We start from the raw sequence: 22188 nt of genomic DNA, 5'->3' as shown, positions 1-22188 counted from the left end.
CGTCATTGCTTCGCTGCGCTCGCTGTGACGGGAGCTCCACTGCCGCTTCGATCTTACTGGATCGTAGCCGTGCCGTTGTTCCAGGCTACCATGGCGTCATTGAAGACCTTGTTGCCGGCCGGTCCCTTCTCGAAGGTGATCACGGCCCTGCGGCCATTGTCGAAGGCAAACAGGACGTCGAACCACTCATTGTCCTGCAGCATCTTGGCGTTACGCCCCTTCTCGTTGAAGGGGTCGGCGATGCCCATCAGGAACACGCCGGTCGTCACCTTCATCAGCACTCCATCGAGGGGCGTGCCGGTGACCTGCGGCGCGTGCTTGACGTTGACGCCGCTGAGCGAGCCAATATTGCCGTTGGGATAATCGGGCGGCACCGTCATCTGGATCTGCAGCAGGAAGGCGGCCGGGAAGGCCGGGTCAGAATTCCGGCGCAGGGTGAGCAGCGCCTTCATCTTGCGGTCGGGGAAGTTGAGCTCGCCGATAACCACCGTTTCGAGCGGACCATTGGTGCCGCTTGCCTGCGACTCCGTACGCCAGTTCACCGTCCCCTCGAAGACGCGTCCCTTCATGGGGGCCGTCGGATCCTCCTCCAGCATGCGCGCACGCTGTCCCTCGGGCGCCTGTGTCGGCGCAGAAGGCAGGAGAGGGGCCGGCGCGGTCGTCGGCGGGGGAGGCGCCGGCGTCCGCTCGGGCTCCGGCGTGATCGAGCGGGTCTGCACCGTCGGTGTTGCCACCGCGACCTGGTTCGGGGGCGGTGCGCTGGGCCCGCCGCCGAGGCGGTCGTTCAGCTTGGCGGGATCGGGATCGGCTGGCTTGGCGGCGGCTTGCGGCCCGGGCGCAGGTTGCGCCGGCACGAGCACGGTCTTCTCGTCATGGCTGCGCAGATAAAGGGCGGTGGCCGCACCGCCACCGACAATGAGAAGGCCGACAAGCCCCATCACGGCATAGCGCTGGAGACCGCCTCCGGCAGCGTTGCGGCGCGGGGCCTGAGGGCGGCGCCTCTCGGCCCGGCGTTCGACAAAAGCCGGCAGGCCTTCGGGCTGCCAGGCGGGCGCAGTCCCGGGCTCTTCCGCAGCGGCCTCATCCTCAGGCAGTGAAGCGTCATCGGCCGCGTTCGCGGGTTTGGGCGCCGCAGGGCGCTCGGAGGCCATCGGCTCGGGCGTCAGCTCGGCTTCGTCGTAGTGGTGCTCGACCCGCCGGATGGCCTCCTCCAGGAGGCCGCGCTCCCGCGAGATCTGGCCGGGGGTCAGGGCCGGGTCGGCGGCGTTGAGCTGCCGGAGCAGCGCCGCGCGCGCTTTTTCGTAAAGAGCGCTGCGGGTCTCCTGGGTATTGGGCAACAGCCCCTGTACCGCTCGCTGGATGGGAGGGAAATAATCCGTCGACACTCGTCCTGGCTCAATCTCTTGAAAGGCAGATGGGCTGCTGCAGGGACTCCAGGCAGCGCTGCATGGCCTTCGCCACGATTGATCCGCCATTCCAGGCGGAATCAAAGACTGCCAAACACCTGGCAAGCTAAGCGAATTTGCTTAAGAAACCGCCTAGCCTGACCTACGGCACTCACGCACTACCGCCCGAATCTGACCGGAATAGGTTCGCTCTTAGACTTGAAAAGGGTTTTGCACAAGGATCGTGTCATCCCGGTCCGGGCTGGTGGAGAGCACCGCCACGGGAGCGCCGATGAGTTCCTCGATGCGCCGGACATATTTGATCGCCTGCGCCGGCAACTGGGCCCAGGAGCGTGCCTTGGCAGTGGTTTCCTGCCAACCCTCGATCTCTTCATAGATCGGTTTCACGCGTGCCTGCGCCGCCTGGCTGGCGGGCAGATAATCGATCTCGCGGCCGTCAAGCTCGTAGCGCACGCATACCTTGATCGTCGTGAAACCGTCGAGGATGTCGAGCTTGGTGAGGGCGATGCCGGTGATGCCGGAAGTGCGGATGGTCTGGCGCACGAGAGCCGCATCGAACCAGCCGCAGCGGCGGGCGCGGCCGGTGACCGTGCCGAATTCGCGCCCGCGTTCGCCGATCAGGCGGCCGGTCTCGTCATGCAGCTCGGTGGGGAAGGGGCCCTCGCCGACGCGGGTCGTATAGGCCTTGGTGATGCCGAGCACATAGTCGATGGCGCTGGGCCCGAGGCCGCAGCCGATCGCCGCCTGTCCCGCCACCGTGTTGGAGGAGGTGACATAGGGATAGGTGCCGTGGTCGATGTCGAGGAGGGCACCCTGCGCGCCCTCGAACAGAATGCGGTTGCCTGCCTTGCGCTTCTTGTCGAGCAGGGCACCGACATCGTCCATGAAGGGAAGGACGAGGGGGGCGACATCGGCGAGCTCGCCGTAGAGCGCTTCCGGGTCGATCTCGGCCTGGCCATTGCCGCGGCGCAGGGCGTTGTGGTGATTGAGAAGCCGGGCGATCTTCGGGCGCAAGGCCTCGAGGTCTGCGAGGTCCATCAGGCGGATGGCGCGACGGCCGACCTTATCCTCATAGGCCGGGCCGATGCCGCGGCCGGTGGTGCCGATCTTGGTGCCGTCCGTCGCCGATTCGCGCAGGCGATCGAGCTCCTGGTGCAAGGAGAGGATGAGCGGGGTATTCTCGGCGATGCGCAGCACGGCGGGCGTGACCTTCACGCCCTGGTCGCCAAGCTTCTTCACCTCGGCCACGAAGGCACGGGGATCGAGCACGACGCCATTGCCGATGACCGAGAGCTTGCCGCGCACGATGCCGGAGGGCAGGAGCGAGAGCTTGTAGACGTTCTCACCGATCACCAGGGTGTGGCCGGCATTGTGGCCGCCCTGGAAGCGGACGACGACATCGGCCTGTTCCGACAGCCAGTCGACGATCTTGCCCTTGCCTTCGTCACCCCATTGCGACCCGACCACGACGACATTGGCCACAAGCACTCTCCCTTTCTCTCTGGCCCGGGGCCAATTTCAGTGTGCGACAGCCCGGACGCGCAAAAGCCCGGCTCATCCGATGGCCGGGCTTTTTCACTTCCTAACGGATTGTAACAGGCACGTAAACCCGTAAAATTCCGCCCTAAACCGCTAAAATACTGATTGTCATATATGACAATCAGGATTGACACAAAAGTGTCAACCGTCATTGATACCAGCGCCGCTGTAAAAACCCGTACGGGGAAAAAATGGGCCAGCGCGGCACCATCAAGGAGTTGAACATGAGCAGGAAAACGTGGCTTGGTATCGCATCGGTATCGTCCCTGGCCTTGATGGCCTCGATGGGCAGCGCGTTTGCCCAGAGCCAGGATTTGATCGACGCCGCCAAGAAGGAAGGTCAGCTCACCGTGATCGCGCTGCCGCACGACTGGTGCGGCTATGGCGCGATCATCGACGGCTTCAAGGCCAAGTACGGTCTGACCGTTAACGAACTCAACCCGGATGCCGGTTCGGGCGACGAAGTCGAGGCCATCAAGGCCAACAAGGGCAACACCGGCCCGCAGGCTCCGGACGTGATCGACGTGGGTCTTTCCTTCGGCCCCAAGAGCAAGGCCGACAACTTGATCCAGCCCTACAAGGTCTCGACCTGGAGCACGATTCCGGACACCGCCAAGGATGCCGATGGCGCCTGGTATGGCGACTACTATGGCGTTCTCACCTTCGAGGTGAACAAGGACATCATCAAGACCTCGCCCAAGGATTGGGCTGACCTGCTCGGCTCCGATTTCGCCAATGCCGTTGCGCTGGCCGGCGACCCCCGCGTGTCCAACCAGGCCACCATGGCCGTTTATGCTGCCGGACTTTCCGGCGCCAAGGGCGATGCCAGCAAGGCTGGCGATGAAGGCCTGAAGTTCTTCGCCGACCTGAACAAGAAGGGCAATTTCGTGCCCACCATCGGCAAGTCCGCTTCGCTTGCCCAGGGCACGACCCCGGTGATCATCCGCTGGGACTACAACGCCCTCGCTGACCGCGACACCCTGAAGGGCAATCCGGACGTTGACGTCGTGGTTCCCAACACCGGTGTGATCGCCGGCGTCTATGTCCAGGCCATCAGCGCCTACGCGCCGCATCCGAACGCCGCCAAGCTGTGGATGGAATACCTCTACTCGGACGAAGGCCAGCTCGGCTTCCTCAAGGGTTACTGCCATCCGATCCGCTTCAACGACCTGGTCGCCAACAAGAAGGTGCCCGCGGACTTGCTCGCCAAGCTGCCGCCGGCAGAATCCTACGCCAAGGCCGTGTTCCCCACTCTCGACCAGCAGAATGCAGGAAGCACTGTGATCGCGAAGGGGTGGGACAGCCAGGTCGGCGCCGCTGTCAAGTAAGTCGTTCTCATTACGATAGTTATCCTGCCCGGAGCCTCCGGGCAGGATTTCAATTTATGGCGGCAGGACGATGAGCGCTACTATCGAAATTGCTTCTCCGGCCCCCAAAGGGCGGACCGAAGCGCGAACGAAGACCTGGGCCGCGGTCGGTATGTTGCCCTTCGCGCTATTCGCCGCGATTTTTCTGATCATCCCGACGGCTTTGCTGATGGTCGGGGCCTTCCTGGATCGCGAGGGACATTTCACCCTCGCCAATCTTGGCGAGCTCTTCACCAATCCCACCATCGTCTCCTCGTTCTGGCTGAGTATCAAGGTCAGTTTCGCCTCGGCGCTTGGCGGGGCATTGGTCGGTTTCTTCGTCGCCTACGCCATCATCCTCGGCGGCCTGCCGGGCTGGATGCGGGGCGCCGTGATGACTTTTTCCGGCGTTGCTTCGAATTTCGCGGGAATTCCCCTGGCGTTCGCCTTCCTCGCCACGCTGGGCCGGGTCGGCCTCGTCACCGTGCTCCTGCGTGACTGGCTGGGCTTCAACCTCTATGCGACCGGCTTCAACATCCTGAGTTTCTTCGGTCTGACGCTGGTGTATCTCTACTTCCAGATCCCGCTGATGGTTCTGGTGATCGCGCCTGCGATGGACGGCCTGAAAAAGGAATGGCGCGAAGCCAATGCCGTACTCGGCGGCACCAACGCCGATTACTGGCGCCGCATCGCCTTGCCGATCCTCTTTCCCAGCATCCTGGGCGCCACCCTGCTGCTCTTCGCAAATGCTTTCGGTGCCGTCGCGACCGCCTATGCGCTGACGGGCTCGAGCCTGCCGATCATTCCGATCCAGTTGATGGCCCAGATCCGTGGCGACGTGCTGAACAATCCCAATCTCGGCTACGCGATCGCGTTCGGCATGGTGGTGATCACCAGCCTGTCGAGCGGCGCCTATATCTGGCTGCGCAGCTATAGCGAACGGTGGGTGCGATGAAAAAAGTCAACATTCTCTCCTGGCTGATCATCATACTGGCGATCAGCTACTTCATCGTCCCGCTGCTCGCGACTTTCGAGTTCTCGCTGCGCATGCTGCGTGGCCAGTACAGCTTCGAGGCCTATCGCGTCGTCTTCGTGCAGCCGGATTTCCAGATCGCATTTGGCCGTTCGATCCTGCTGGCGTTCGCGACCATCATCCTCAGCATTCTGCTGGTGGTTCCGGCCGCCTATCTGGTTCGCCTGCGCCTGCCGTCCTGGCGCTCCCCGGTTGAGTTCGTCACGTTGCTGCCGCTGGTGATTCCGGCAATCATCATCGTGTTCGGCTACATCCGGATGTTCAATTCATCATCCTGGCTACCCTTGACGACCAATGCCTGGACGACGGATCTCCTGCTCGCTCTTGGCTACGTCACGCTGGCGCTACCTTACATGTATCGTTCAGTGGACGCCGGCCTGCGGGCGATTGATGTCAAGACGCTGACGGAGGCTGGGCAAAGCCTGGGTGCCAGCGGTTTCACCATCCTTTCGCAGATCATCCTGCCCAATATCCGGTCCGGTGTGCTCAGCGGTTCCTTCATCGCCTTTGCCATCGTCATCGGCGAATTCACCTTCGCCAGCCTGCTGAATCGTCCGGTCTTCGGTACCTATCTGCAGCTGATCGGCGCCAATCGCGCCTACGAGCCGTCGGCTCTGGCCATTGTCGCCTTCATCATCACCTGGGCCTGCATGGGCCTGCTCCAACTCGCTGGCCGCTCGCGCGCCGCCAGACCAGCGCGCTGAGCGCCTTGGGAGGTCACGATGTCATTCCTCAATATCTCCAATCTCAAGAAGAGCTACGGCCCCAACCAGGTCGTGAAGCACTTCGATCTCTCGGTGAACAAGGGTGAATTCATCACCCTTCTCGGGCCCTCCGGCTGCGGGAAGACCACGGTGCTGCGCATGGTGGCCGGTTTCGAAACGCCGACCTCCGGTTCCATCCAGATGGACGGCAAGGAAGTCACCTCGCTTGCGCCCAACCAGCGCAATGTCGGCATGGTATTCCAGGCCTATGCGCTGTTCCCGAACATGACGATCGCGCAGAACATCGGCTTCGGCATGAAGATCGCCAAGAAGTCGACGGCGGAAACCGCCGATCGCGTCAAGCAGATGCTGGACATGATCAAGCTTCCGCACATCGCTGACCGCTATCCCTTCCAGCTTTCCGGCGGCCAGCAGCAGCGCGTGGCGCTGGCCCGCGCCATCGCAGTGCAGCCCAAGATCCTCCTGCTCGACGAGCCGCTCTCGGCGCTCGACGCCAAGATCCGCGTCTCCTTGCGCGACGAAATCCGCGTGCTGCAACAACAGCTCGGCATTACCACTTTGTTCGTCACCCACGACCAGGAGGAAGCCCTCTCCATGTCCGACCGCATCGTCGTGATGAGCGCCGGACAGATGGAGCAGGTTGGCACGCCCTTCGAGATCTACAATTTCCCCAAGACCAGCTTCGTCTCCTCCTTCGTCGGCCATCTCAATTACCTCACCGGCACGGTTGCCGATGCGGCGAGCGGGCGTTTCTCGATCGACGGCCAGGAGGTCGTGGTCGGCCGCGGCCTTCAGGGCACCCGCAATGGCGAAACCCGTCGCCTGGCGCTGCGCCCGGAGACGGTGGAACTCGGCGAAGGCGGCAATACCCGCAACACGCTCCATGGCAAGATCGACCTCGTCAGCTTCCTGGGTTCGATCGTGCGCATCCACGTGAATCTGGGATCGAATCGTCTGTCGCTCGATACTTTCAACACGTCGAGCGCGGTGCCGCCGAAGGCGGGCGATACGGTGGCCCTGAATTTCGGGCGCGACGACCTGCTGCTGCTGGACGACGCCGCCAAGGCGGCGTGAATTCCTGGGAGAGCGGACGTCCCTACGACACTCGCTTGAGTGTCGTAGGGACGTCCGCTCTCCCAGGTTACCCGAGCGGGCCCTTCCTCAGCCTCGACAGGTCGAAATCCCTGACATCCCGCAGCAGGTCCACGAAGGCCTGCGCGCCGAACTCGGCCGATTGCGCGCCGTGTTCGCGCGTTGCCTTCGAGGCGTCGCCCGCAGCGCCTTCGGGGCGGATGTCCTGCGCCATCCAGCCGAAGCCCCCCGGGCGGCCGGTGCGCAGATATTTGAAGGTCTGCTCCATCTCGTAGGTCACGGGACGGAAATCCCTGGCGCGGTCCATATGGACAAGCTCGGGTCTGAATTCGAGCATCAGCGCCGTCTCGACCTCGCCTGCATGGATGCCGAGCCGCATCTCATCCTCCGCGAAGGCACCCTTGGGATAGCCGAACATATGCCAGGAAGTGAAGGCGACCAGCATGCCATGACGCACCCGCAGTTCCCGCGCCACGATGTCCATCACCGCCATGTTGCCGCCGTGCGAATTGACGATCAGCAGCTTCTTTACGCCGGCGCGATGAACGCTCTCGCCGATCTCGACCCAGGCGCGCAACACGGTCTCCGCCGACAGGCTGATCGTGCCGGGATATTCCAGATGCTCGTTCGACTTGCCGATCATCTGGATCGGCAGGAAGGTGGCGGGAATGTCGGCGGGAATGAGGGGAATGGCCCGGTCGAGGTAGCCCTGCATGATCATGCTGTCGACGCCGACGGGCAGATGGGGGCCATGTTGCTCGACGGCCGCGATCGGCAGCACGGCAATCCAGGAGGAGGTGTCGGAGGTGCGGAACTCCTCCGTCGTCATCTCGAACCAATGGCGACGGGGCAGGGCAACGGAAGAGGGCATGGCAAGGTCCGGGCAGGAAGGAAAGGCCGGACGATAGAGCGAGGGATCGCGGACTTCCAGTGCGCTGTCGAGACGATATTGAGGCAAAACGGCTCGCCCTGCGATCTCAGGTCAGCGCACGCTCTCTTCTACCGGATCAACGGCTCGTCATAGGGACCGGGTATGCGGCGTGGGCTGCGGGGATAATAGGGCCGGTCGGGATAGTTCTGCGGCGTCAACACCGGCCGAGGCCTTGGATAGGGACGCGGGCGCACATAGGGCGGTACCCAGTCCGCGGGCCGGCGCCGAACCGGCGGGTCGACATAGACGGGAGGCGGCTCGTAAGCGGGGCCTTCCTGCACCAGCACGGGCGGACGGCCCTGGCGGGGAGGCTGGTAGTCCTTGCGCGTGGCGCGCCTCTTGAGGGGTTTCTGGCCCTGCGGCGGAGGCGGCGGCGTCGAGATGTAGGGAGCGGCGGCCGGCGCCACGGCCGGTGGGCAGACGGCCGCATGGCCCGGGCCGATATTGACAGCCGCAGCCGAGGCGGCGGTATTGAGCCAGAGCAGCCATTCGCCCAGGAAGTCCGGCTTCCACGCGATCACCGGACCTGTATCGTAGTCGATCAACGTGGCCGGCGGGGGTAGCACATAGACGGCGATGCCGCGCACAACCCTGATGCTGGTCACTGGTGCGCTGCCCGAGAAGGCTGCAGCGGGGGCGGCGGCCGGCTCAGCGTCGCAGCGATTGGCGAGCTTGGCCGTCTCGATGAAGGTCCATTGCTTGTCGGCGTTGAAGCTTGCCAGCGTGATTTCCTGCTGGTCGCTGTTCGGGGGCGTCGGCGCCCAGCCGGTCCAGTCGCCGCCACTGCGCCATATGACCCAGGCGGGCGCCCATTCGGTACCGGGGATCCAGACCCAGCCGGCCTGGTCGTCATGCGCCCAGCGTCCATAGTGGTGCACAATCTTGCCCCAGGCTGTGGGGTCGTCATAGGTCCAGCCATAGGTGCGGTCGTAGACCCAGTGGCAGGCGGGGTAGGGGTGCCAGCCCGCGGGCAGGGAGGTTGGCTGCCAGACATTGCCGTAACGCTCCGAATAGATGAACTGTCCGAAATTCGACAGCGTCGTCTTGAAGTCCTCGAGTGTGGGCGGCTGGGGCTGTACCGCCGCCGCGGGTGCCGCCTGCGCGGGTGCGGTCAGCCCGGCGATCGGCACGAGCGAGGACATGGCCAGCATCGCCGATGTCAACAGCACAGTTCCGATATTTCCCCTCGTGCCGGCCATCGCATGCCCCTCATGTGGGATGTCACCTCAATCGTGTGACATCATGGGCTCGTCGGCGTGACCTGTCCGTATGATTTGGCACACGAGCGGCGATCGGCTGACGCCTTGCCGGTTGCCCAAAATGAAACCGCCGGCCCCGGATCAACTCCAGGCCGGCGGTTGGGAATGCTCCAGCTTTGGCTGGGTCAGTGCACCGTCCCGGTGCTCTTCAACTTCTCAATTTCATCTTTCAAAAGGAGTTTCTTACGCTTCAGCTCTGCAATCTTGAGATCATCCGAGGAGGGATGCGACAAGGCGATGGTGAGTTCGGTTTCGAGAGCGTGATGCTTACGCTCCAACTCAACCAGATGCGACTGCACAGGCATTAACGGCTCCTTGTTGTCACAGTTCCGACATCTAACGTTCTCACGAAATGCAAGGCTTGTCGAAGGAAAATTCGAGATTTTTAGGCCTTCATCAATTGTGCAAAGCAGCAATTACATTAGTCGGAACAATAGTTTACTAGGCGATACACCAAGGTGCCTGACGCTGAAAAGGGTGCGGAAACAAGGATGTAGCAGCCTTGTTTCATGGTTCCCCCGCCAATGCCCACCAAACGCGTGTAAATAGATGGCGATATCTTTCCACAGCGCTTGCGGGTGACGAATCGCACCGGCATAGTTTGCGCTATAATCCTTCCCCGCGCGGCAACGGGGCAAAGCGAACAAGAATCGCAGTGTGGCTTTCAAGCCAAGGCTGCGCGGTTTGGAACGGAAAGGTAACGGCTTGTCAGATCCGCTGAGTGAGGAGGAGGAAGCCGCGTTCGTGGCGGAACTGGGCCAGCTGCGCCAGGAACACCGCGACCTCGATGCTGCAATCGCCGCGCTTGAACAGGTGGGCTCACCGGATCGACTGCAATTGCAGCGCCTGAAGAAGCGCAAACTTCATCTGAAAGACCGCATCTCCTATATCGAGGACATGCTGACGCCGGATATCATTGCGTAGTTCCTGGGATCGCAGGCCTCCAGCCTGCTCTTCCCTTGCCGGACAGCAATCCGTATCCGAGAGCAGGCAGAGATGCCTGCGATTGTCTATTTCAATCCCATCGTGCAAGCCTAGCTTTTGGATGCCTCCAGCTCGGTGGCCGCCGAGCTGGAGGCGGGAGGGGACGGGTCGTGCCTGCGATAATCGAAGGACTGACTTAGGAGTCTGACCACCCCTCTCTTTTCCATGAGGCCTGAACGGATACCGGCATTGCTCCGGAGACAAGCAGAGGACTTGGAAAAGATGACGAGCAGCCTAGCACACAATGTCGGCACCGACATCGGCAAGGATCATTTGGATGTGGCTGTCCACCCGGCAGGCCTCATCAAGCGCTTTGCCAACACCCAGGCGGGCCATCGCGCCCTGCTTGCCTGGCTTTCTTCCTGGACTGTCGAGCGTGTGGTGTTCGAAGCAACGGGGGCCTATCATCGCGCCTTCGAACGCGCGCTCAACCAGGCCGGCCTGCCGGCCGTCAAGCTCAACCCGCGCCAGGCCCGACGCTTTGCCGAAGGTATTGGCAGGCTGGCCAAGACCGATCGCATCGATGCCATGACCCTGGCCCGCTATGGCCAGGCCGTCCAGCCCGAGCCGACCCTCATCGTCAGCCAGGCCCTTGAGGAGATGAAGCAATTGGCCGCGGCGCGGGACGCCCTGATGAAGATCAAAGTGGCAACCCAGACCCGCCAGCAAACCGCCGAACTCCCCCTGATCAAGCGCCAACTCGCCAAGACACTGGCTCTGACCCAAGCGCAGATAAACGCCATCGACGAGGAGATCGCCAGGCGGGCCGACAAGGATCCCGCCTTCAAGCGCAGAGCCGAAATCCTCGATTCCATCCCCGCCGTGGCACCCATCACAGCTCACGCCATGCTCATCCACATGCCTGAACTGGGCACCCTGTCTCCCCCTCAAGCCGCAAGCCTGGCCGGCCTCGCCCCTGTCCCACGCGACAGCGGCAGCAAAAATGGCAAGCGCTTCATTCGCGGGGGAAGAGCCCTTCTGCGACGAGCCCTCTATATGCCCATGGTCGCCGCTATCCGATGGAACCCCGACCTCGCCGCTAAATACCAGGCCATGGTCGCCGCCGGAAAACCCAAAAAAATCGCCATCGTCGCCATCATGCGCAAGCTCATCATCCTCGCTAACGCCCTCTTGCGAGATAATCGGATTTGGACGCCTAAAGCTGCTTGACCGAATACGGATACTCCCAGGAATGGCGTCTGCGCTCCCGGCCCTACCCTGGCGCAGTACTGCTCTGGATCTCGCCCAGCATCCACTCGCGGAAGGCCTTGATCATCGGTTTGTCGGCCTTTGTCTTGGGCGCCACGAGATAATAGGCGAATTCCGGTGAAATCCTGAGCGAGAGATCGAAGGGGCGCACCAGCCGGCCTGCGGCGAGGTCGTCACCCACAAGGCTGGTGTTGCCAAGCGCCACGCCTTGGCCATCGATGGCGGCCTGCAGCGTCATGACGGACTGGCTGAAATGCAGGCCGCGGCTGGGGTCGGGCTTGTCGGCCTTGACGGCGAGCAGCCACATGCGCCAGTCCGGCCAGGCATCGCCCTGTCCGTACCAGTCAAGATGGATCAGGGTGAAATGCTGCAGGTCGTTGGGCTCGCGCAGCGGTACCGGGCCTTCCAATAGTCTGGGACTGCAGATCGGAAAGACCACCTCGTCGAACAGCCTGTCCGAGCGCAGGCCGGGATAGACCCCCCGGCCGAAACGGATGCCGACATCGATTTCTTCGCGGCCGAAATCGGCCAGCGTGTCGGAGATATCGATGCGCATCTCGATCTCCGGGAATTTCTGCCGGAAGTGCGGCAGACGCGGCACCAGCCACTTGGCCGCGAAGGAGGGGCCGGAAGAAACGGTTAGTGTCTCCCGATGCGTGGTGTTGGCGGCGCGGCGCAGTGCCTCGTCGATGGTACGCAGCGCTCCGGCTGTGGAGGACAGCAATTCCTCCCCCGCATGTGTGAGGCGCATGCTGCGGCTGGTGCGGAAGAACAGGCGCGTGCCAAGACGCTCCTCGAAGGCGCGGATCTGACTGCTCACCGCCGCCGGCGTGACGTCGAGCTCCGCCGCCGCCCTGGCGAAGCTGAGATGGCGAGCGGCGGCGGCGAACGTCCACAGCGCGCCCAGCCCTGTGCCAGATTTGTTCATCACATGCCTGCAATCATCAAGTTATTCTTGATGATGAAGATAGGTCATCTGCCTTGATGAATCCACATAAAACATTGAAAATGAATGTCATAGGGAAACCAAGAACTAACTTTTTGTTAAGGATATGTGTCATGTCGAGCGTTGAATTTCACGAGGATGAATGGGGCCGTCAGTGGAGCTATTCCCCGGCCCTGCACGGGACGCAGGTTCGGGTAAGTTATCCGCTCTTTGCAACGCTATTCGAAGGTCTACAATCGCTGATCGAAAAGGCGGCGGAGCGCTATGACCGGCACCAGGCAGAGCTTTTCGCCTTGTCGAGGCCGTCCCGCCTGCACGACGCCTACAGCGACGAGGATGTGCTCCCCGTGCTTTACACCCCACATGAAGGGGTTCGCGACGAGTTCGGCCGTCCGATCGGCTGATCTCGGAGCAGGGTGACCGTGATCTGAAAGGCGCGACCGGGAAGCCGGCCGCGCCTTTGGGTGTTTTAGGATCGCCGTTCGAAGGAAGTGCGGCGGCAGGCAACAAAGGAAAAGCGCGACCACGCCTTGCCGTGATCGCGCTGCAATGGCGCATCGATGCCGGACGGCCGAGAAGCCTCAATCGTCCTTCTGCTTGATGCCCTTGAGCTTGGCGAAGACATTGGCAACATCGAGTACCTCTTCGTCTTCGTTCTGGCGCGGCTTGTTGCCGAGCGAAGCGAAGGGATCCTCGACCCTGTGGGCACGCTCGGCTGGGCCCGTGGTGATCTCGGCCGGCAGCAGCGTGGCGCTTTCGGGCTCTGGTGCGCGGTCCTTAGAGGCGCGGGCCACCTCGAAATCGAGGTCGATCTGGGTGCACAGGCCCAGCATCACCGGATCCGCCGGGGTGAGCTGCTGGGTGTTCCAATGCGTGCGGTCACGGATGGCGGCGATCGTGGTCTTGGTCGTGCCGACCAGGCGCATGATCTGCGCATCCTTGAGTTCCGGATGGTTCTTGACCAGCCAGAGGATGGCGTTCGGGCGATCCTGGCGGCGTGAGACCGGCGTATAGCGCGGGCCCTTCTTCACCTTGGCAATGGCGATCTTCACCTTCGGCTCCGCCAGCTTGAGGCGGTAGTTGGGATCACGCTCGGCACGGGCGATCTCCTCGCGCGTGAGCTGATTGGCAATCACCGGATCCTGGCCCTTGATGCCGGCGGCGACTTCGCCATCGGCGATGCCCTTGACCTCCAGCGGGTGCAATTTGCAGAAATCGGCGATCTGGTCGAAGGTGAGGGCGGTGTTCTCAACCAGCCAGACAGCGGTGGCCTTCGGCATCAGCGGGGCGGTCGACATAAGCATCTCCTCGGAAGCATGAACTCGCTGCCGCCTCGCACCGGCCTCCCGGAGCGAAGCCCGACGCGAGCTGATTGTCGGGATTCATCCCCCATATAGTCGTCGTCGGGCCGAAAGGAAAGCCTGTTACGCATTTTCGAGGGTGCAGGACGTCGACAAAAGCCGATGTACCGGTATCATGACGCTGCGCAAGGTTCGGAATTCGGGAGCGAGACGTATTCGATCGGCTCAACGTCGTGCAGATAGCGAGCGGTCCCCCGACTGTTACGCCAGGAAGTCGCTACGAACTCTTCATCGCGAACGCGGATGGGATAAGGCTTGCCACGACGCAGGAGATGGCGGCACAACGGGCCGAAGAGGGGCCGCGAGCCCGGGGCTGCAGGAGAAAGACATGGCCGTTTTCGACGACGAACCACGCAAGGCTGCTGCGGGCCACCAGATCGGCCAGGATCTTTCCACGCTTTCGCTGCACGAGCTCGATGAACGCATTGCGGCGCTGAAGGACGAGATCAAGCGCATGGAAGAGGCGAAAGAGCGCAAGGCCGCCTCGATGTCGGCAGCGAGCGCGTTTTTCAAGAAATAGACGCTGGGAGCGCGTGCCCCCGGATTAACCGAACAGTAAGTTTTCTCAGGTAGCCTGTGCCCATTCCAGCTTTCCTGGATGTTCGAGTGGCTCCTGTTCACTCTGTTTGACGCCTCCCTGTTTCTGACTTGGATTAAGCCGCGATCTTCTCGCGGCTTCTTTTTGCTTGCTTCTCCCAAAACAAAAGCGGACCCGAAGGCCCGCTTTCAGCGTCACCGCGATGGTAGCTCGGATCAGCGCTTGAAGCTGATGCCGGCGAAGCGCTGGTTGAACTTCGATACGCGGCCGGCGCGGTCGAGGAGCTGCTGCGTGCCGCCGGTCCAGGCCGGATGCGACTTGGGGTCGATGTCGAGCTGCAGCGTGTCGCCTGCCTTGCCATAGGTGGAGTGCGTGTAGAACTCGGTGCCGTCGGTCAGAACGACCTTGATTTTGTGGTAGTCGGGATGAATGTCGGCCTTCATGGGGGTCAAATCCTGCTCTTTGCCGGAGCGCTACCCCGGTCGGATAAGGTCAAATTCGAATGAGTGGCGGGTCGATAGCGCAAAACCCGCCAATGTTCAAGCGTCTGTCTGCAAGTGCCGGTCGACAGAAGTCGATAAAAGATCGGGAAACTCGGCCTTTCGTCATCACCGGGCTTCGTGCCGGTGATCGAGGGGGGCGCGATGCTCGATGGAAGTTAAGACTGGATGCCCGGGACGAAGCCCGGGCATGACAAAATTTGCGCCTTTCCAGGGCTCAGCGCCGCTACAGCAAAGTGCCCTTGAGGATGAGCAAGGCCACGGAGAAGTAGATCACCAGCCCCGTTACATCGACGAGCGTGGCGACGAAGGGCGCCGAGGCACTGGCCGGGTCGAGACCGCACTTCTTCAGGGCGAAGGGCAGCATGGACCCCGCCAGCGAGCCGAAGGTGACGATCGCCGTCAACGCCATGGCGATGGTGAAGGCGACGAGGCCCCAATGCACGCCATAATCGAAGAAGCCGGCGGTTTGCCACACCGTGATGCGAAGCACGCCGAGCACGCCCAGAATGGCGCCGAGGCAGATGCCGGTCGGCAGTTCGCGCAGCGCTACCCGCCACCAGTCCCTGAGCTTGACCTCGCCAAGTGCGATGGCGCGGATCAGCAGCGAGGTCGCCTGCGAGCCGGAGTTGCCGCCCGAGGACATCACGAGTGGGATGAACAAGGTGAGCACCGCCGCCTTGTCGAGCTCGTCCGAGAAGTGCTGCATGGCGCTGGCGGTGAGCATTTCCGAAAGGAACAGGATGCACAGCCAGCCGGCGCGCTTCTTGATCATCGCCCAGAAGCCAATGGTGTTGTAAGGCTCGTCCAGAGCCTCCATGCCGCCGAACTTCTGGGCATCCTCGGTGCCTTCGGCCACGATGGCGTCGATGATGTCGTCGACGGTGACGATGCCGATGACATGCCAGCTCTCATCGACCACCGGCACGGCCAGAAGGTCGTATTTGGAGATGAGCTTGGCCACCTCCTCGCGGTCGGCTGTGGGGGAGACCGTGATCGGCTTGTCGAAACGGGCGGCTGTGAGCACCGAGGCCTTGGGATCGGCCGTGATCAGGCGGCGTAGCGCCACGGCTTTGAGAAGCTGACGGGTCTTCGGATCGAGGACATAAACCGAATAGATCGTCTCGCGGGTGCGCTCGACGCGGCGGATATGGTCCAGCGTCTGCTCCACCGTCCAGGAGGAGGGCACCGAGACGAATTCGGTGGTCATCAGAGAACCGGCGCTGTCGACGGGATAGGACAGCACCTTGTCCAGCGATGTCCGGGTCTCCGGGTCGAGGCGCTGCAGCAGGTCCGAGCGCGGCGGATCGTTCATGTAGCGGAACACATCCGCCACACGGTCCGAGGACATGCCCGCGAGCAGTTTCAAGGCGCGATCGGTCGGCAGCGCCTCGATCAGGGCGGCGGGATCGTCCAGCCCGGGTTGGTCGAGCACTTCGATGGCGCGCTCGTCGGGCAGGTGGATGAGGACGCGGGCCTGCTCCTCGATATCCTGCTCATTGAGCAATTCGACGATATCGGCGACATGCTCGAGACCGAGGCAGACATCGAGGATGTCGCGGTCGGCGAGGTCGACATTCTTTTCGGCCAGGTCTTCCATGGCTCTTCCTTCCTATCGGCCGTTGCCGGCCGGAAGGATGAGCCCGCGAATGCGGTCAGTCCATCTCAGCCGTCAACGGCGCGAACATTCGACTGGTACTGTCGCTTGGCATGGATCTTGGGGTCTCGTGGGGTCCGGGATACGAATAAATTCGTGAGCCGGAACAATGGCGAATTGCGCTTCTGCGCCGTCGCAGTCAAGCGCTTTTTTGCGCGGTGCACGGGGGTATATGCCGCGGCAAACTGTAGCGGTTCGAAACGGCGCGATTGCAGCCGGGGCCGCGGCACGGCATTGTCCCGCGCGCTCGTGAGGAAGATTGTTTCGTGGCTACAGAAATAACCGCCCAAACCCCGGAAACAGCGGCTGAGATGGCCAGAAGGAGCCGTTCCCTGCGGCCGCTTACGGCGCTCGCGCCCTACGCCATGGTCTATCGCGGGCGCATTCTCCTCGCCTTCGTCGCACTGCTCGTCGCCTCCGCCGCCACGCTGGCGGTACCGATGGCCGTGCGCCGCATGATCGATTTCGGCTTCCTGTCCTCTCATGCCGATACGATCAATTCCTATTTCCTCGCCATGGTCGGCGTGGTGCTGATCCTGGCTCTGGCCAGCGCCTCGCGCTATTACTTGGTGATGACGCTCGGCGAGCGGGTCGTCGCCGATGTCCGCACGGCGGTCTTCGCTCATCTCACCGAATTGTCGCCCGTCTTCTTCGACACCGCCAAGACAGGCGAGGTTGTATCGCGTCTCACCGCCGACACCACGCAGATCAAGGCTGCCTTCGGCTCTTCCGCCTCGATTGCGCTGCGCAATCTCTTCCTCTTCGCCGGCGCAGTGGCGATGATGGTGTGGACCAGCCCGAAATTGTCGGCGCTGGTGCTGATCGCCATTCCCATCATCGTGCTGCCCCTCGTCGCCTTCGGGCGTTCCGTACGCACGCGTTCGCGCAAGGCCCAGGACACGCTCGCCGATGCCTCAGCCTATGCCGCCGAGATCATCGGCGCCATGCGGGTGATCCAGTCCTTCACGGCCGAGCGCCTGGCGATCGGGCGTTTCTCCGGTGAGGTCGAGAAGGCCTACGAGGCTGCCGCGACCTCCACGCGTTCGCGCGCCGTGCTCACCGCCATCGCACTCTTCCTGGTGTTCGCCTCGGTCGTGGCGGTGCTTTGGCTTGGTGCTCATGACGTGGTGGCTGGCACGATGACGCCGGGCACGCTGTCGCAATTCGTGCTCTATGCCGTGTTCGGCGCGGGCGCGCTGTCCGAGCTCGGCCAGGTCTGGTCGGAGATCGTGCAGGCCGCCGGCGCGGCCGAGCGGCTTGGCGAACTCCTCAACGAAGTGCCGGCCATCGCGGCACCGGCACGGCCCGTTGCGCTTCCAGAGCCCGCCCGCGGCGCCATCACGTTCGAGAAGGTCGAGTTCGCCTATCCCGGCCAGCCCGACCGGCCGGTGGTGCACGGCATCGACCTCGACGTGAAGGCAGGCGAGACCGTTGCCATCGTTGGTCCCTCCGGCGCTGGCAAGAGCACGCTGTTCCAGCTCCTGCTGCGCTACTACGATCCGCTGCAGGGGCGCGTGACGCTCGATGGCATCGCCCTGCCGACCGCCGACCCCAAGCGCGTGCGCCAGCGCATCGCTGTGGTGGCGCAGGATCCGGTGGTGTTCGCCGCCAGCGCCCGCGACAACATCCGCTTCGGCCGCGCGGACGCCAGCGATGCCGAGGTGGAGGAGGCTGCGCGCCTTGCCGCCGCCGATGGTTTCATCCGCGCCATGCCGCAGGGTTATGACACGCCAATCGGCGAGCGCGGCGTCACCCTGTCGGGCGGCCAGCGCCAGCGCATCGCCATCGCCCGCGCCATCCTCAAGGATGCGCCGGTGCTGTTGCTCGACGAGGCGACCTCGGCCCTCGATTCCGAAAGCGAGAAGGCGGTGCAGCGCGCCCTTGACGGCCTGATGATCGAGCGGACCACGCTGGTGATCGCCCACCGCCTCGCCACCGTGCAGGCGGCGGACCGCATCGTGGTGCTGGATGAAGGTCGCATCGTCGAAGAGGGCACGCACGATGCCTTGGTGGCGAGGGGCGGCCTCTATGCGCGCCTGGCACAGCTGCAGTTCAGGGACGCGGCGTAGGCCTTTATTTCGGATGCTACCTGAAATGGTCTAAACAAGACGAGCGGGGCCAGGATCTGGCCCGTGTCATCCCGGAAAATCATGAATTCTTTATCGAGTATCGCCGGGGTGTCGGAGGCACGGCGGCCGTGCCTCCCTGCTGTGCCGAAGCAGCGCTGTCACGGCGCGATGCTGTCCGTGGGATCGGCCGGCTTGCGATCCCGGGCCGCCGCCATGACGATTTCGTTGAATTTGCGAGCCGGCATGGCTTCCAGCGGCTTGAACAGCCCGATACCCCGAACCGGCACGAAGATATCCTCGCCTGCATCCTCGTAGTGAAGCCAAAAGGCTTCGACATAGAGTGCGGGAATGCTGACGAAACGCAATTCGGGAGGAGCCTTGCCTTTCGTCGCGAGCCTGGAAGCTTCGTCAGCGCCCTGCTGCATCAGTTCGACGGTCGCCGGATCGCTCTCAAAACTGCGCAGGCCCGCTGCCTCGCCTTGGTCGAGATCGTAGAGAGCCGTCGCCTTGCCGTTCTCGACATCGAACACGCGCAGGAAGCGTTGGGAGGACGATGAGAAGATGTCGTCGCCCTTGGCCTTCTGGATGTCCGTGATGCCGGCGACATAGACCAGATGGGCGGCCGCAAGGGAAGCATCTGCCGACTCCGTTTGCTCGGGAACGGCGTTCTTCATGCCGACAAGCGGGCGGATCTCCTGGATCCTGCGGGCAACCAATGGCGGAAGGTCGGCGAGTATCACGTGCAAGTTTGGCCACCTCTTGGTGAAATAGGTATGGGTCCACTGTCCGCTGCCGCGATAATTGCTGGTGAATGTGGCAAGGGACGGATGACTTTTGCCGTATATCGGATCGTCTATATCGAGGAACTCGAAGGGCCCGACCCGGCTATAGCCATAGATGGCGACGAAATGGCCGCCACCCCCGGACCAGCCTATGCGAGCGCCGATGACCCGACCGGCATCGATTTCGGCCTTGATCGCCTGGAAGGTGATCGTGGCGGACACCATGTGATCGAGGTTTTGCGTCAGGGTCAGCGCGCGGTCGAGATACCAGGGGACGTTGCAGGGGCTTGGCACAGGCGATGAGCAGCAATTGTTGAAGCCAAGTTCCCCATTGGCTACCAGGCATTGTGTCCAGCCGCTCCAACGCCAATAGAAGTGCGATACGCTCGTCGATGTCGCCGCCCAGCACCAATTTGTCTGCGTCTGGGTCTGCATGTTGAAAGGCAGATGCGCGGAAACGAATAGGATATTGTTGATCGTCTTCGAAGTGGCCAGCTGGCCACTATAGTGAAGTGTGTAATCGAAGAGAGGCGTGTCAGGCATGAGCTTGCTCCTCGAGAGCTTGATTTATTCTCCTGAGATCTGCTGCATTCCATTCAATGTGCTCGCCATTGTGGCTATGCTCGCAAAGGATACGCCGATGCCGTGATTGCGGTGTGAAGGTACTATTTTCCGCAAGATAAGCGTTGAGGACATGAAAAAGGCCGGTCCCAGGAACCGGCCTTTCCGAAGTTCGTGTTAGGCAAGTGTTCACGCCGACGGCGCCGGCTCCATGCCAGGGTCCGCCGACGGCGGGCGGCGGCGGGGCTTGCCCGGCGAAATCGCCGAGCCGCGACTGGGCGCGGGCTCTTCCAGGGGATCGCGAGACGGGGGCTTGCCGTTGAGGAGATCCCTAATCTCGTCGCCCGTCAGCGTCTCGTATTCGAGCAGGGCATGGGCCAGGTTCTCAAAGTCGCCCTTCTTGTCGACCAAGATGCGACGTGCCTCGTCAAGGGCCTCGCCGACCAGGCGTCGCACTTCCGAATCGATCTTCTGGGCGGTGGCTTCCGACACGCTCTGGGTGCGCCCCATCGACATGCCGAGGAAGACCTCGTCCTGGTTGTCGCCATAGGCGACGGTGCCGAGGATATCGGAATAACCCCAGCGCGTGACCATCGACTTTGCCAGTTTGGTTGCCTGTTCGATGTCGCTTGTCGCACCCGAGGTGATATTGTCCTTGCCAAATTGCAGTTCTTCGGCGACGCGGCCACCCATCAGGATCGCAAGCCGCGAAGTCATGAAGGTGTACTTATACGAGTAACGGTCCCCCTCTGGGAGCTGCATGACAAGCCCAAGTGCGCGGCCACGCGGTATGATCGTTGCCTTGTGCACGGGATCGGCCAGCGGCACGTTGAGCGCGACGATGGCGTGACCGGCCTCGTGATAGGCGGTCAGCTCCTTCTCCTCCTGCGTCATGGCGGCGGAACGGCGCTCGGCACCCATCAGGATCTTGTCCTTGGCGTCCTCGAACTCGACATGGGTGACCATGCGCTTGTTGCGGCGGGCTGCAAGCAGGGCGGCCTCGTTGACCAGGTTCATCAGATCGGCGCCGGAAAAGCCGGGCGTACCGCGGGCGATGACCTTGAGGTCGACGTCGGGCGCCAGCGGCACCTTGCGCACATGTACGCGCAGGATCTTCTCGCGGCCCGACAGGTCGGGGTTGGAGACGACGATCTGTCGGTCGAAACGGCCTGGACGCAGCAGGGCCGGATCGAGCACGTCGGGACGGTTGGTCGCGGCGATGATGATGATGCCTTCATTGGTCTCGAAGCCATCCATCTCGACCAGCAACTGGTTCAGCGTCTGCTCGCGCTCGTCGTTGCCTCCGCCCAGACCCGCGCCGCGATGGCGGCCGACCGCGTCGATTTCGTCGATGAAGATGATGCAGGGTGCGTTCTTCTTGGCCTGCTCGAACATGTCGCGCACGCGGCTGGCGCCGACGCCGACGAACATTTCGACGAAATCCGAACCCGAGATGGTGAAGAAGGGCACATTGGCTTCACCCGCGACGGCGCGAGCCGTCAGCGTCTTGCCGGTGCCAGGCGGGCCGACCAGCAGCACGCCGCGCGGAATGCGGCCGCCGAGGCGTTGGAACTTCTGGGGATCGCGCAGGAACTCCACGATTTCCTGCAGGTCTTCCTTGGCTTCATCGATGCCCGCGACGTCATCGAAGGTGACGCGGCCATGCGCCTCTGTGAGGAGCTTGGCCTTGGACTTGCCGAATCCCATCGCCTTGCCGCCGGCGCCCTGCATCTGGCGCGAGAGGAAGATCCATACGCCGATCAGAGCGAGGATCGGCAGGGCCTGCAGCAGGAGCTGGAGCAGCCAGGGCGTCTCGCCCGGCGGGGCGGCGCTGACCTGAACATTATAGTCGTTCAGCGTCTTGGCCAGGTTCGGATCGTTCGGCAACTGGGCGCTGAATGGCTCGCCCGTCGTATAGGTGCCAGTCAACTCGCTGCCGGTGATGGTGACAGCCTTGACCTTGCCATCCTTGGCGGACTTCACCAGTTCCGAATAGGAGATGGCACTGTTGGCGGAAGCGCTCTGGCCACCTGTCTGACGGAACAGGGTGAACAGCGCCAGCAACAGCAGCACTACGATCACCCAAAGTGCAAAATTACGGAAGTTCGCGTTCATCTCTTGCCTTTCGTGGCAGCCGTTTTGCGGTGTCGCGGCGAGTGCCACAGGATATCCTGGCTAAAATAGGCATATGGAACTCAAATGCCAAGGCAAGCCCTCGGGATAGATTACCGAACGCTCCCTTACAGGGCC

The 22188-nt window shown here is 62.7% G+C and carries 20 protein-coding genes; 9 read left to right on the top strand and 11 right to left on the bottom strand.

The genetic code is table 11. The annotated features are described in order from the left end of the window. Positions 1-53: 53 nt before the first annotated feature. Together ACMDCR_RS26195 and ACMDCR_RS26190 are read right to left on the bottom strand one after the other, a co-directional pair. Complete coding sequence (locus ACMDCR_RS26195) at positions 54-1337, bottom strand: hypothetical protein (RefSeq protein ID WP_413989422.1); 1284 nt, start codon at positions 1335-1337, stop codon at positions 54-56. 261 nt (positions 1338-1598) lie between these two features. Next, positions 1599-2888: an adenylosuccinate synthase gene (locus ACMDCR_RS26190; protein WP_413989421.1), complete on the bottom strand. Its 1290-nt coding sequence runs from the start codon at positions 2886-2888 to the stop codon at positions 1599-1601. Positions 2889-3220: 332 nt separating this feature from the next. Here ACMDCR_RS26190 and ACMDCR_RS26185 point away from each other — a divergent pair, with 332 nt between their 5' ends. From ACMDCR_RS26185 to ACMDCR_RS26170, 4 genes are all read left to right on the top strand, one after another. Further along, the gene (locus tag ACMDCR_RS26185; RefSeq protein ID WP_413993734.1) at positions 3221-4273 is read left to right on the top strand and encodes an ABC transporter substrate-binding protein; all 1053 of its coding nucleotides are present in this window, start codon (positions 3221-3223) and stop codon (positions 4271-4273) included. A gap of 70 nt (positions 4274-4343) precedes the next feature. Next, positions 4344-5246 carry an ABC transporter permease gene (locus tag ACMDCR_RS26180; RefSeq protein ID WP_413989420.1) on the top strand — a complete coding sequence of 301 codons (903 nt, stop codon included), beginning with the start codon at positions 4344-4346 and terminating at the stop codon, positions 5244-5246. Beyond that, complete coding sequence (locus tag ACMDCR_RS26175; RefSeq protein WP_413989419.1) at positions 5243-6028, top strand: ABC transporter permease; 786 nt, start codon at positions 5243-5245, stop codon at positions 6026-6028. Before ACMDCR_RS26180 ends, ACMDCR_RS26175 begins: the two co-directional genes overlap by 4 nt. An 18-nt stretch (positions 6029-6046) precedes the next feature. Then, positions 6047-7123 (top strand): ABC transporter ATP-binding protein, encoded by a 1077-nt coding sequence (locus ACMDCR_RS26170; RefSeq protein WP_413989418.1) that lies wholly within the window; start codon positions 6047-6049, stop codon positions 7121-7123. Positions 7124-7190: 67 nt separating this feature from the next. Here ACMDCR_RS26170 and ACMDCR_RS26165 read toward each other — a convergent pair whose 3' ends face one another. The 3 genes from ACMDCR_RS26165 to ACMDCR_RS26155 form a co-directional block, all read right to left on the bottom strand. Further along, entirely contained in the window at positions 7191-8099 is a 909-nt protein-coding gene (locus ACMDCR_RS26165) for a creatininase family protein (RefSeq protein WP_413989417.1), read from the bottom strand. Positions 8100-8140: 41 nt separating this feature from the next. Further along, positions 8141-9271: a DUF6600 domain-containing protein gene (locus tag ACMDCR_RS26160; protein ID WP_413989416.1), complete on the bottom strand. Its 1131-nt coding sequence runs from the start codon at positions 9269-9271 to the stop codon at positions 8141-8143. Positions 9272-9456: 185 nt separating this feature from the next. Next, a complete protein-coding gene (locus tag ACMDCR_RS26155) occupies positions 9457-9636 on the bottom strand; it encodes a YdcH family protein (RefSeq protein ID WP_284314740.1) in 180 nt (59 codons plus the stop codon). 412 nt (positions 9637-10048) lie between these two features. Between ACMDCR_RS26155 and ACMDCR_RS26150 the strand changes: the two genes are divergently transcribed. Together ACMDCR_RS26150 and ACMDCR_RS26145 are read left to right on the top strand one after the other, a co-directional pair. Continuing rightward, the gene (locus tag ACMDCR_RS26150) at positions 10049-10255 is read left to right on the top strand and encodes a YdcH family protein (RefSeq protein ID WP_413993733.1); all 207 of its coding nucleotides are present in this window, start codon (positions 10049-10051) and stop codon (positions 10253-10255) included. A 282-nt stretch (positions 10256-10537) separates the two neighbouring features. Then, positions 10538-11485, top strand: a complete 948-nt coding sequence (locus ACMDCR_RS26145; protein WP_413987661.1) for an IS110 family transposase — start codon at positions 10538-10540, stop codon at positions 11483-11485. Between the two features lie 43 nt (positions 11486-11528). Here ACMDCR_RS26145 and gcvA read toward each other — a convergent pair whose 3' ends face one another. Then, positions 11529-12452: a transcriptional regulator GcvA gene (gene gcvA, locus ACMDCR_RS26140; RefSeq protein WP_413989415.1), complete on the bottom strand. Its 924-nt coding sequence runs from the start codon at positions 12450-12452 to the stop codon at positions 11529-11531. Between the two features lie 131 nt (positions 12453-12583). Here gcvA and ACMDCR_RS26135 point away from each other — a divergent pair, with 131 nt between their 5' ends. After that, positions 12584-12874: a hypothetical protein gene (locus ACMDCR_RS26135; protein ID WP_413989414.1), complete on the top strand. Its 291-nt coding sequence runs from the start codon at positions 12584-12586 to the stop codon at positions 12872-12874. Positions 12875-13051: 177 nt separating this feature from the next. On the opposite strand, the gene ACMDCR_RS26130 is transcribed toward ACMDCR_RS26135, so the two are convergent. Continuing rightward, positions 13052-13768 (bottom strand): DUF1013 domain-containing protein, encoded by a 717-nt coding sequence (locus ACMDCR_RS26130; protein WP_413989413.1) that lies wholly within the window; start codon positions 13766-13768, stop codon positions 13052-13054. A gap of 391 nt (positions 13769-14159) precedes the next feature. Here ACMDCR_RS26130 and ACMDCR_RS26125 point away from each other — a divergent pair, with 391 nt between their 5' ends. Continuing rightward, positions 14160-14351: a DUF1192 domain-containing protein gene (locus ACMDCR_RS26125; RefSeq protein ID WP_413989412.1), complete on the top strand. Its 192-nt coding sequence runs from the start codon at positions 14160-14162 to the stop codon at positions 14349-14351. A 233-nt stretch (positions 14352-14584) separates the two neighbouring features. Here the strand turns inward: ACMDCR_RS26125 and rpmE are convergent, their stop codons facing one another. Both rpmE and mgtE read right to left on the bottom strand, forming a co-directional pair. Next, entirely contained in the window at positions 14585-14812 is a 228-nt protein-coding gene (gene rpmE / locus ACMDCR_RS26120) for a 50S ribosomal protein L31 (RefSeq protein WP_413989411.1), read from the bottom strand. A 283-nt stretch (positions 14813-15095) separates the two neighbouring features. Beyond that, on the bottom strand, positions 15096-16469 hold the full coding sequence (gene mgtE, locus ACMDCR_RS26115) for a magnesium transporter (RefSeq protein WP_413989410.1): 1374 nt from the start codon (positions 16467-16469) through the stop codon (positions 15096-15098). A gap of 368 nt (positions 16470-16837) precedes the next feature. On the opposite strand from mgtE, the gene ACMDCR_RS26110 reads away from it, so the two are divergent. Then, the gene (locus ACMDCR_RS26110; RefSeq protein ID WP_413989409.1) at positions 16838-18595 is read left to right on the top strand and encodes an ABC transporter transmembrane domain-containing protein; all 1758 of its coding nucleotides are present in this window, start codon (positions 16838-16840) and stop codon (positions 18593-18595) included. A 158-nt stretch (positions 18596-18753) separates the two neighbouring features. Here the strand turns inward: ACMDCR_RS26110 and ACMDCR_RS26105 are convergent, their stop codons facing one another. Together ACMDCR_RS26105 and ftsH are read right to left on the bottom strand one after the other, a co-directional pair. Then, complete coding sequence (locus ACMDCR_RS26105) at positions 18754-19920, bottom strand: papain-like cysteine protease family protein (protein ID WP_413989408.1); 1167 nt, start codon at positions 19918-19920, stop codon at positions 18754-18756. A 207-nt stretch (positions 19921-20127) separates the two neighbouring features. Further along, entirely contained in the window at positions 20128-22053 is a 1926-nt protein-coding gene (ftsH, locus tag ACMDCR_RS26100; protein ID WP_413989407.1) for an ATP-dependent zinc metalloprotease FtsH, read from the bottom strand. Positions 22054-22188 lie beyond the last annotated feature (135 nt).

The sequence above is a fragment of the Labrys okinawensis genome (genome assembly GCF_047345005.1).
GTDB lineage: Bacteria > Pseudomonadota > Alphaproteobacteria > Rhizobiales > Labraceae > Labrys > Labrys okinawensis.
Note: the sequence above shows the minus strand (reverse complement) of the source record. Positions and strands in the feature narration are given on the sequence as shown.

What these genes read in the sequence shown, in the direction of transcription:
- ACMDCR_RS26185 (WP_413993734.1), top strand. Translation starts at nt 3,221, where the DNA reads ATGGCCTCGATGGGCAGCGCGTTTGCCCAGAGCCAGGATTTGATCGAC.
- ACMDCR_RS26180 (WP_413989420.1), top strand. Translation starts at nt 4,344, where the DNA reads ATGAGCGCTACTATCGAAATTGCTTCTCCGGCCCCCAAAGGGCGGACC.
- ACMDCR_RS26175 (WP_413989419.1), top strand. Translation starts at nt 5,243, where the DNA reads ATGAAAAAAGTCAACATTCTCTCCTGGCTGATCATCATACTGGCGATC.
- ACMDCR_RS26170 (WP_413989418.1), top strand. Translation starts at nt 6,047, where the DNA reads ATGTCATTCCTCAATATCTCCAATCTCAAGAAGAGCTACGGCCCCAAC.
- ACMDCR_RS26160 (WP_413989416.1), bottom strand. Translation starts at nt 9,271, where the DNA reads ATGGCCGGCACGAGGGGAAATATCGGAACTGTGCTGTTGACATCGGCG.
- ACMDCR_RS26155 (WP_284314740.1), bottom strand. Translation starts at nt 9,636, where the DNA reads ATGCCTGTGCAGTCGCATCTGGTTGAGTTGGAGCGTAAGCATCACGCT.
- ACMDCR_RS26145 (WP_413987661.1), top strand. Translation starts at nt 10,538, where the DNA reads ATGACGAGCAGCCTAGCACACAATGTCGGCACCGACATCGGCAAGGAT.
- gcvA (WP_413989415.1), bottom strand. Translation starts at nt 12,452, where the DNA reads ATGAACAAATCTGGCACAGGGCTGGGCGCGCTGTGGACGTTCGCCGCC.
- ACMDCR_RS26135 (WP_413989414.1), top strand. Translation starts at nt 12,584, where the DNA reads ATGTCGAGCGTTGAATTTCACGAGGATGAATGGGGCCGTCAGTGGAGC.
- ACMDCR_RS26130 (WP_413989413.1), bottom strand. Translation starts at nt 13,768, where the DNA reads ATGTCGACCGCCCCGCTGATGCCGAAGGCCACCGCTGTCTGGCTGGTT.
- ACMDCR_RS26125 (WP_413989412.1), top strand. Translation starts at nt 14,160, where the DNA reads ATGGCCGTTTTCGACGACGAACCACGCAAGGCTGCTGCGGGCCACCAG.
- rpmE (WP_413989411.1), bottom strand. Translation starts at nt 14,812, where the DNA reads ATGAAGGCCGACATTCATCCCGACTACCACAAAATCAAGGTCGTTCTG.
- mgtE (WP_413989410.1), bottom strand. Translation starts at nt 16,469, where the DNA reads ATGGAAGACCTGGCCGAAAAGAATGTCGACCTCGCCGACCGCGACATC.
- ACMDCR_RS26110 (WP_413989409.1), top strand. Translation starts at nt 16,838, where the DNA reads ATGGCCAGAAGGAGCCGTTCCCTGCGGCCGCTTACGGCGCTCGCGCCC.
- ACMDCR_RS26105 (WP_413989408.1), bottom strand. Translation starts at nt 19,920, where the DNA reads ATGCCTGACACGCCTCTCTTCGATTACACACTTCACTATAGTGGCCAG.
- ftsH (WP_413989407.1), bottom strand. Translation starts at nt 22,053, where the DNA reads ATGAACGCGAACTTCCGTAATTTTGCACTTTGGGTGATCGTAGTGCTG.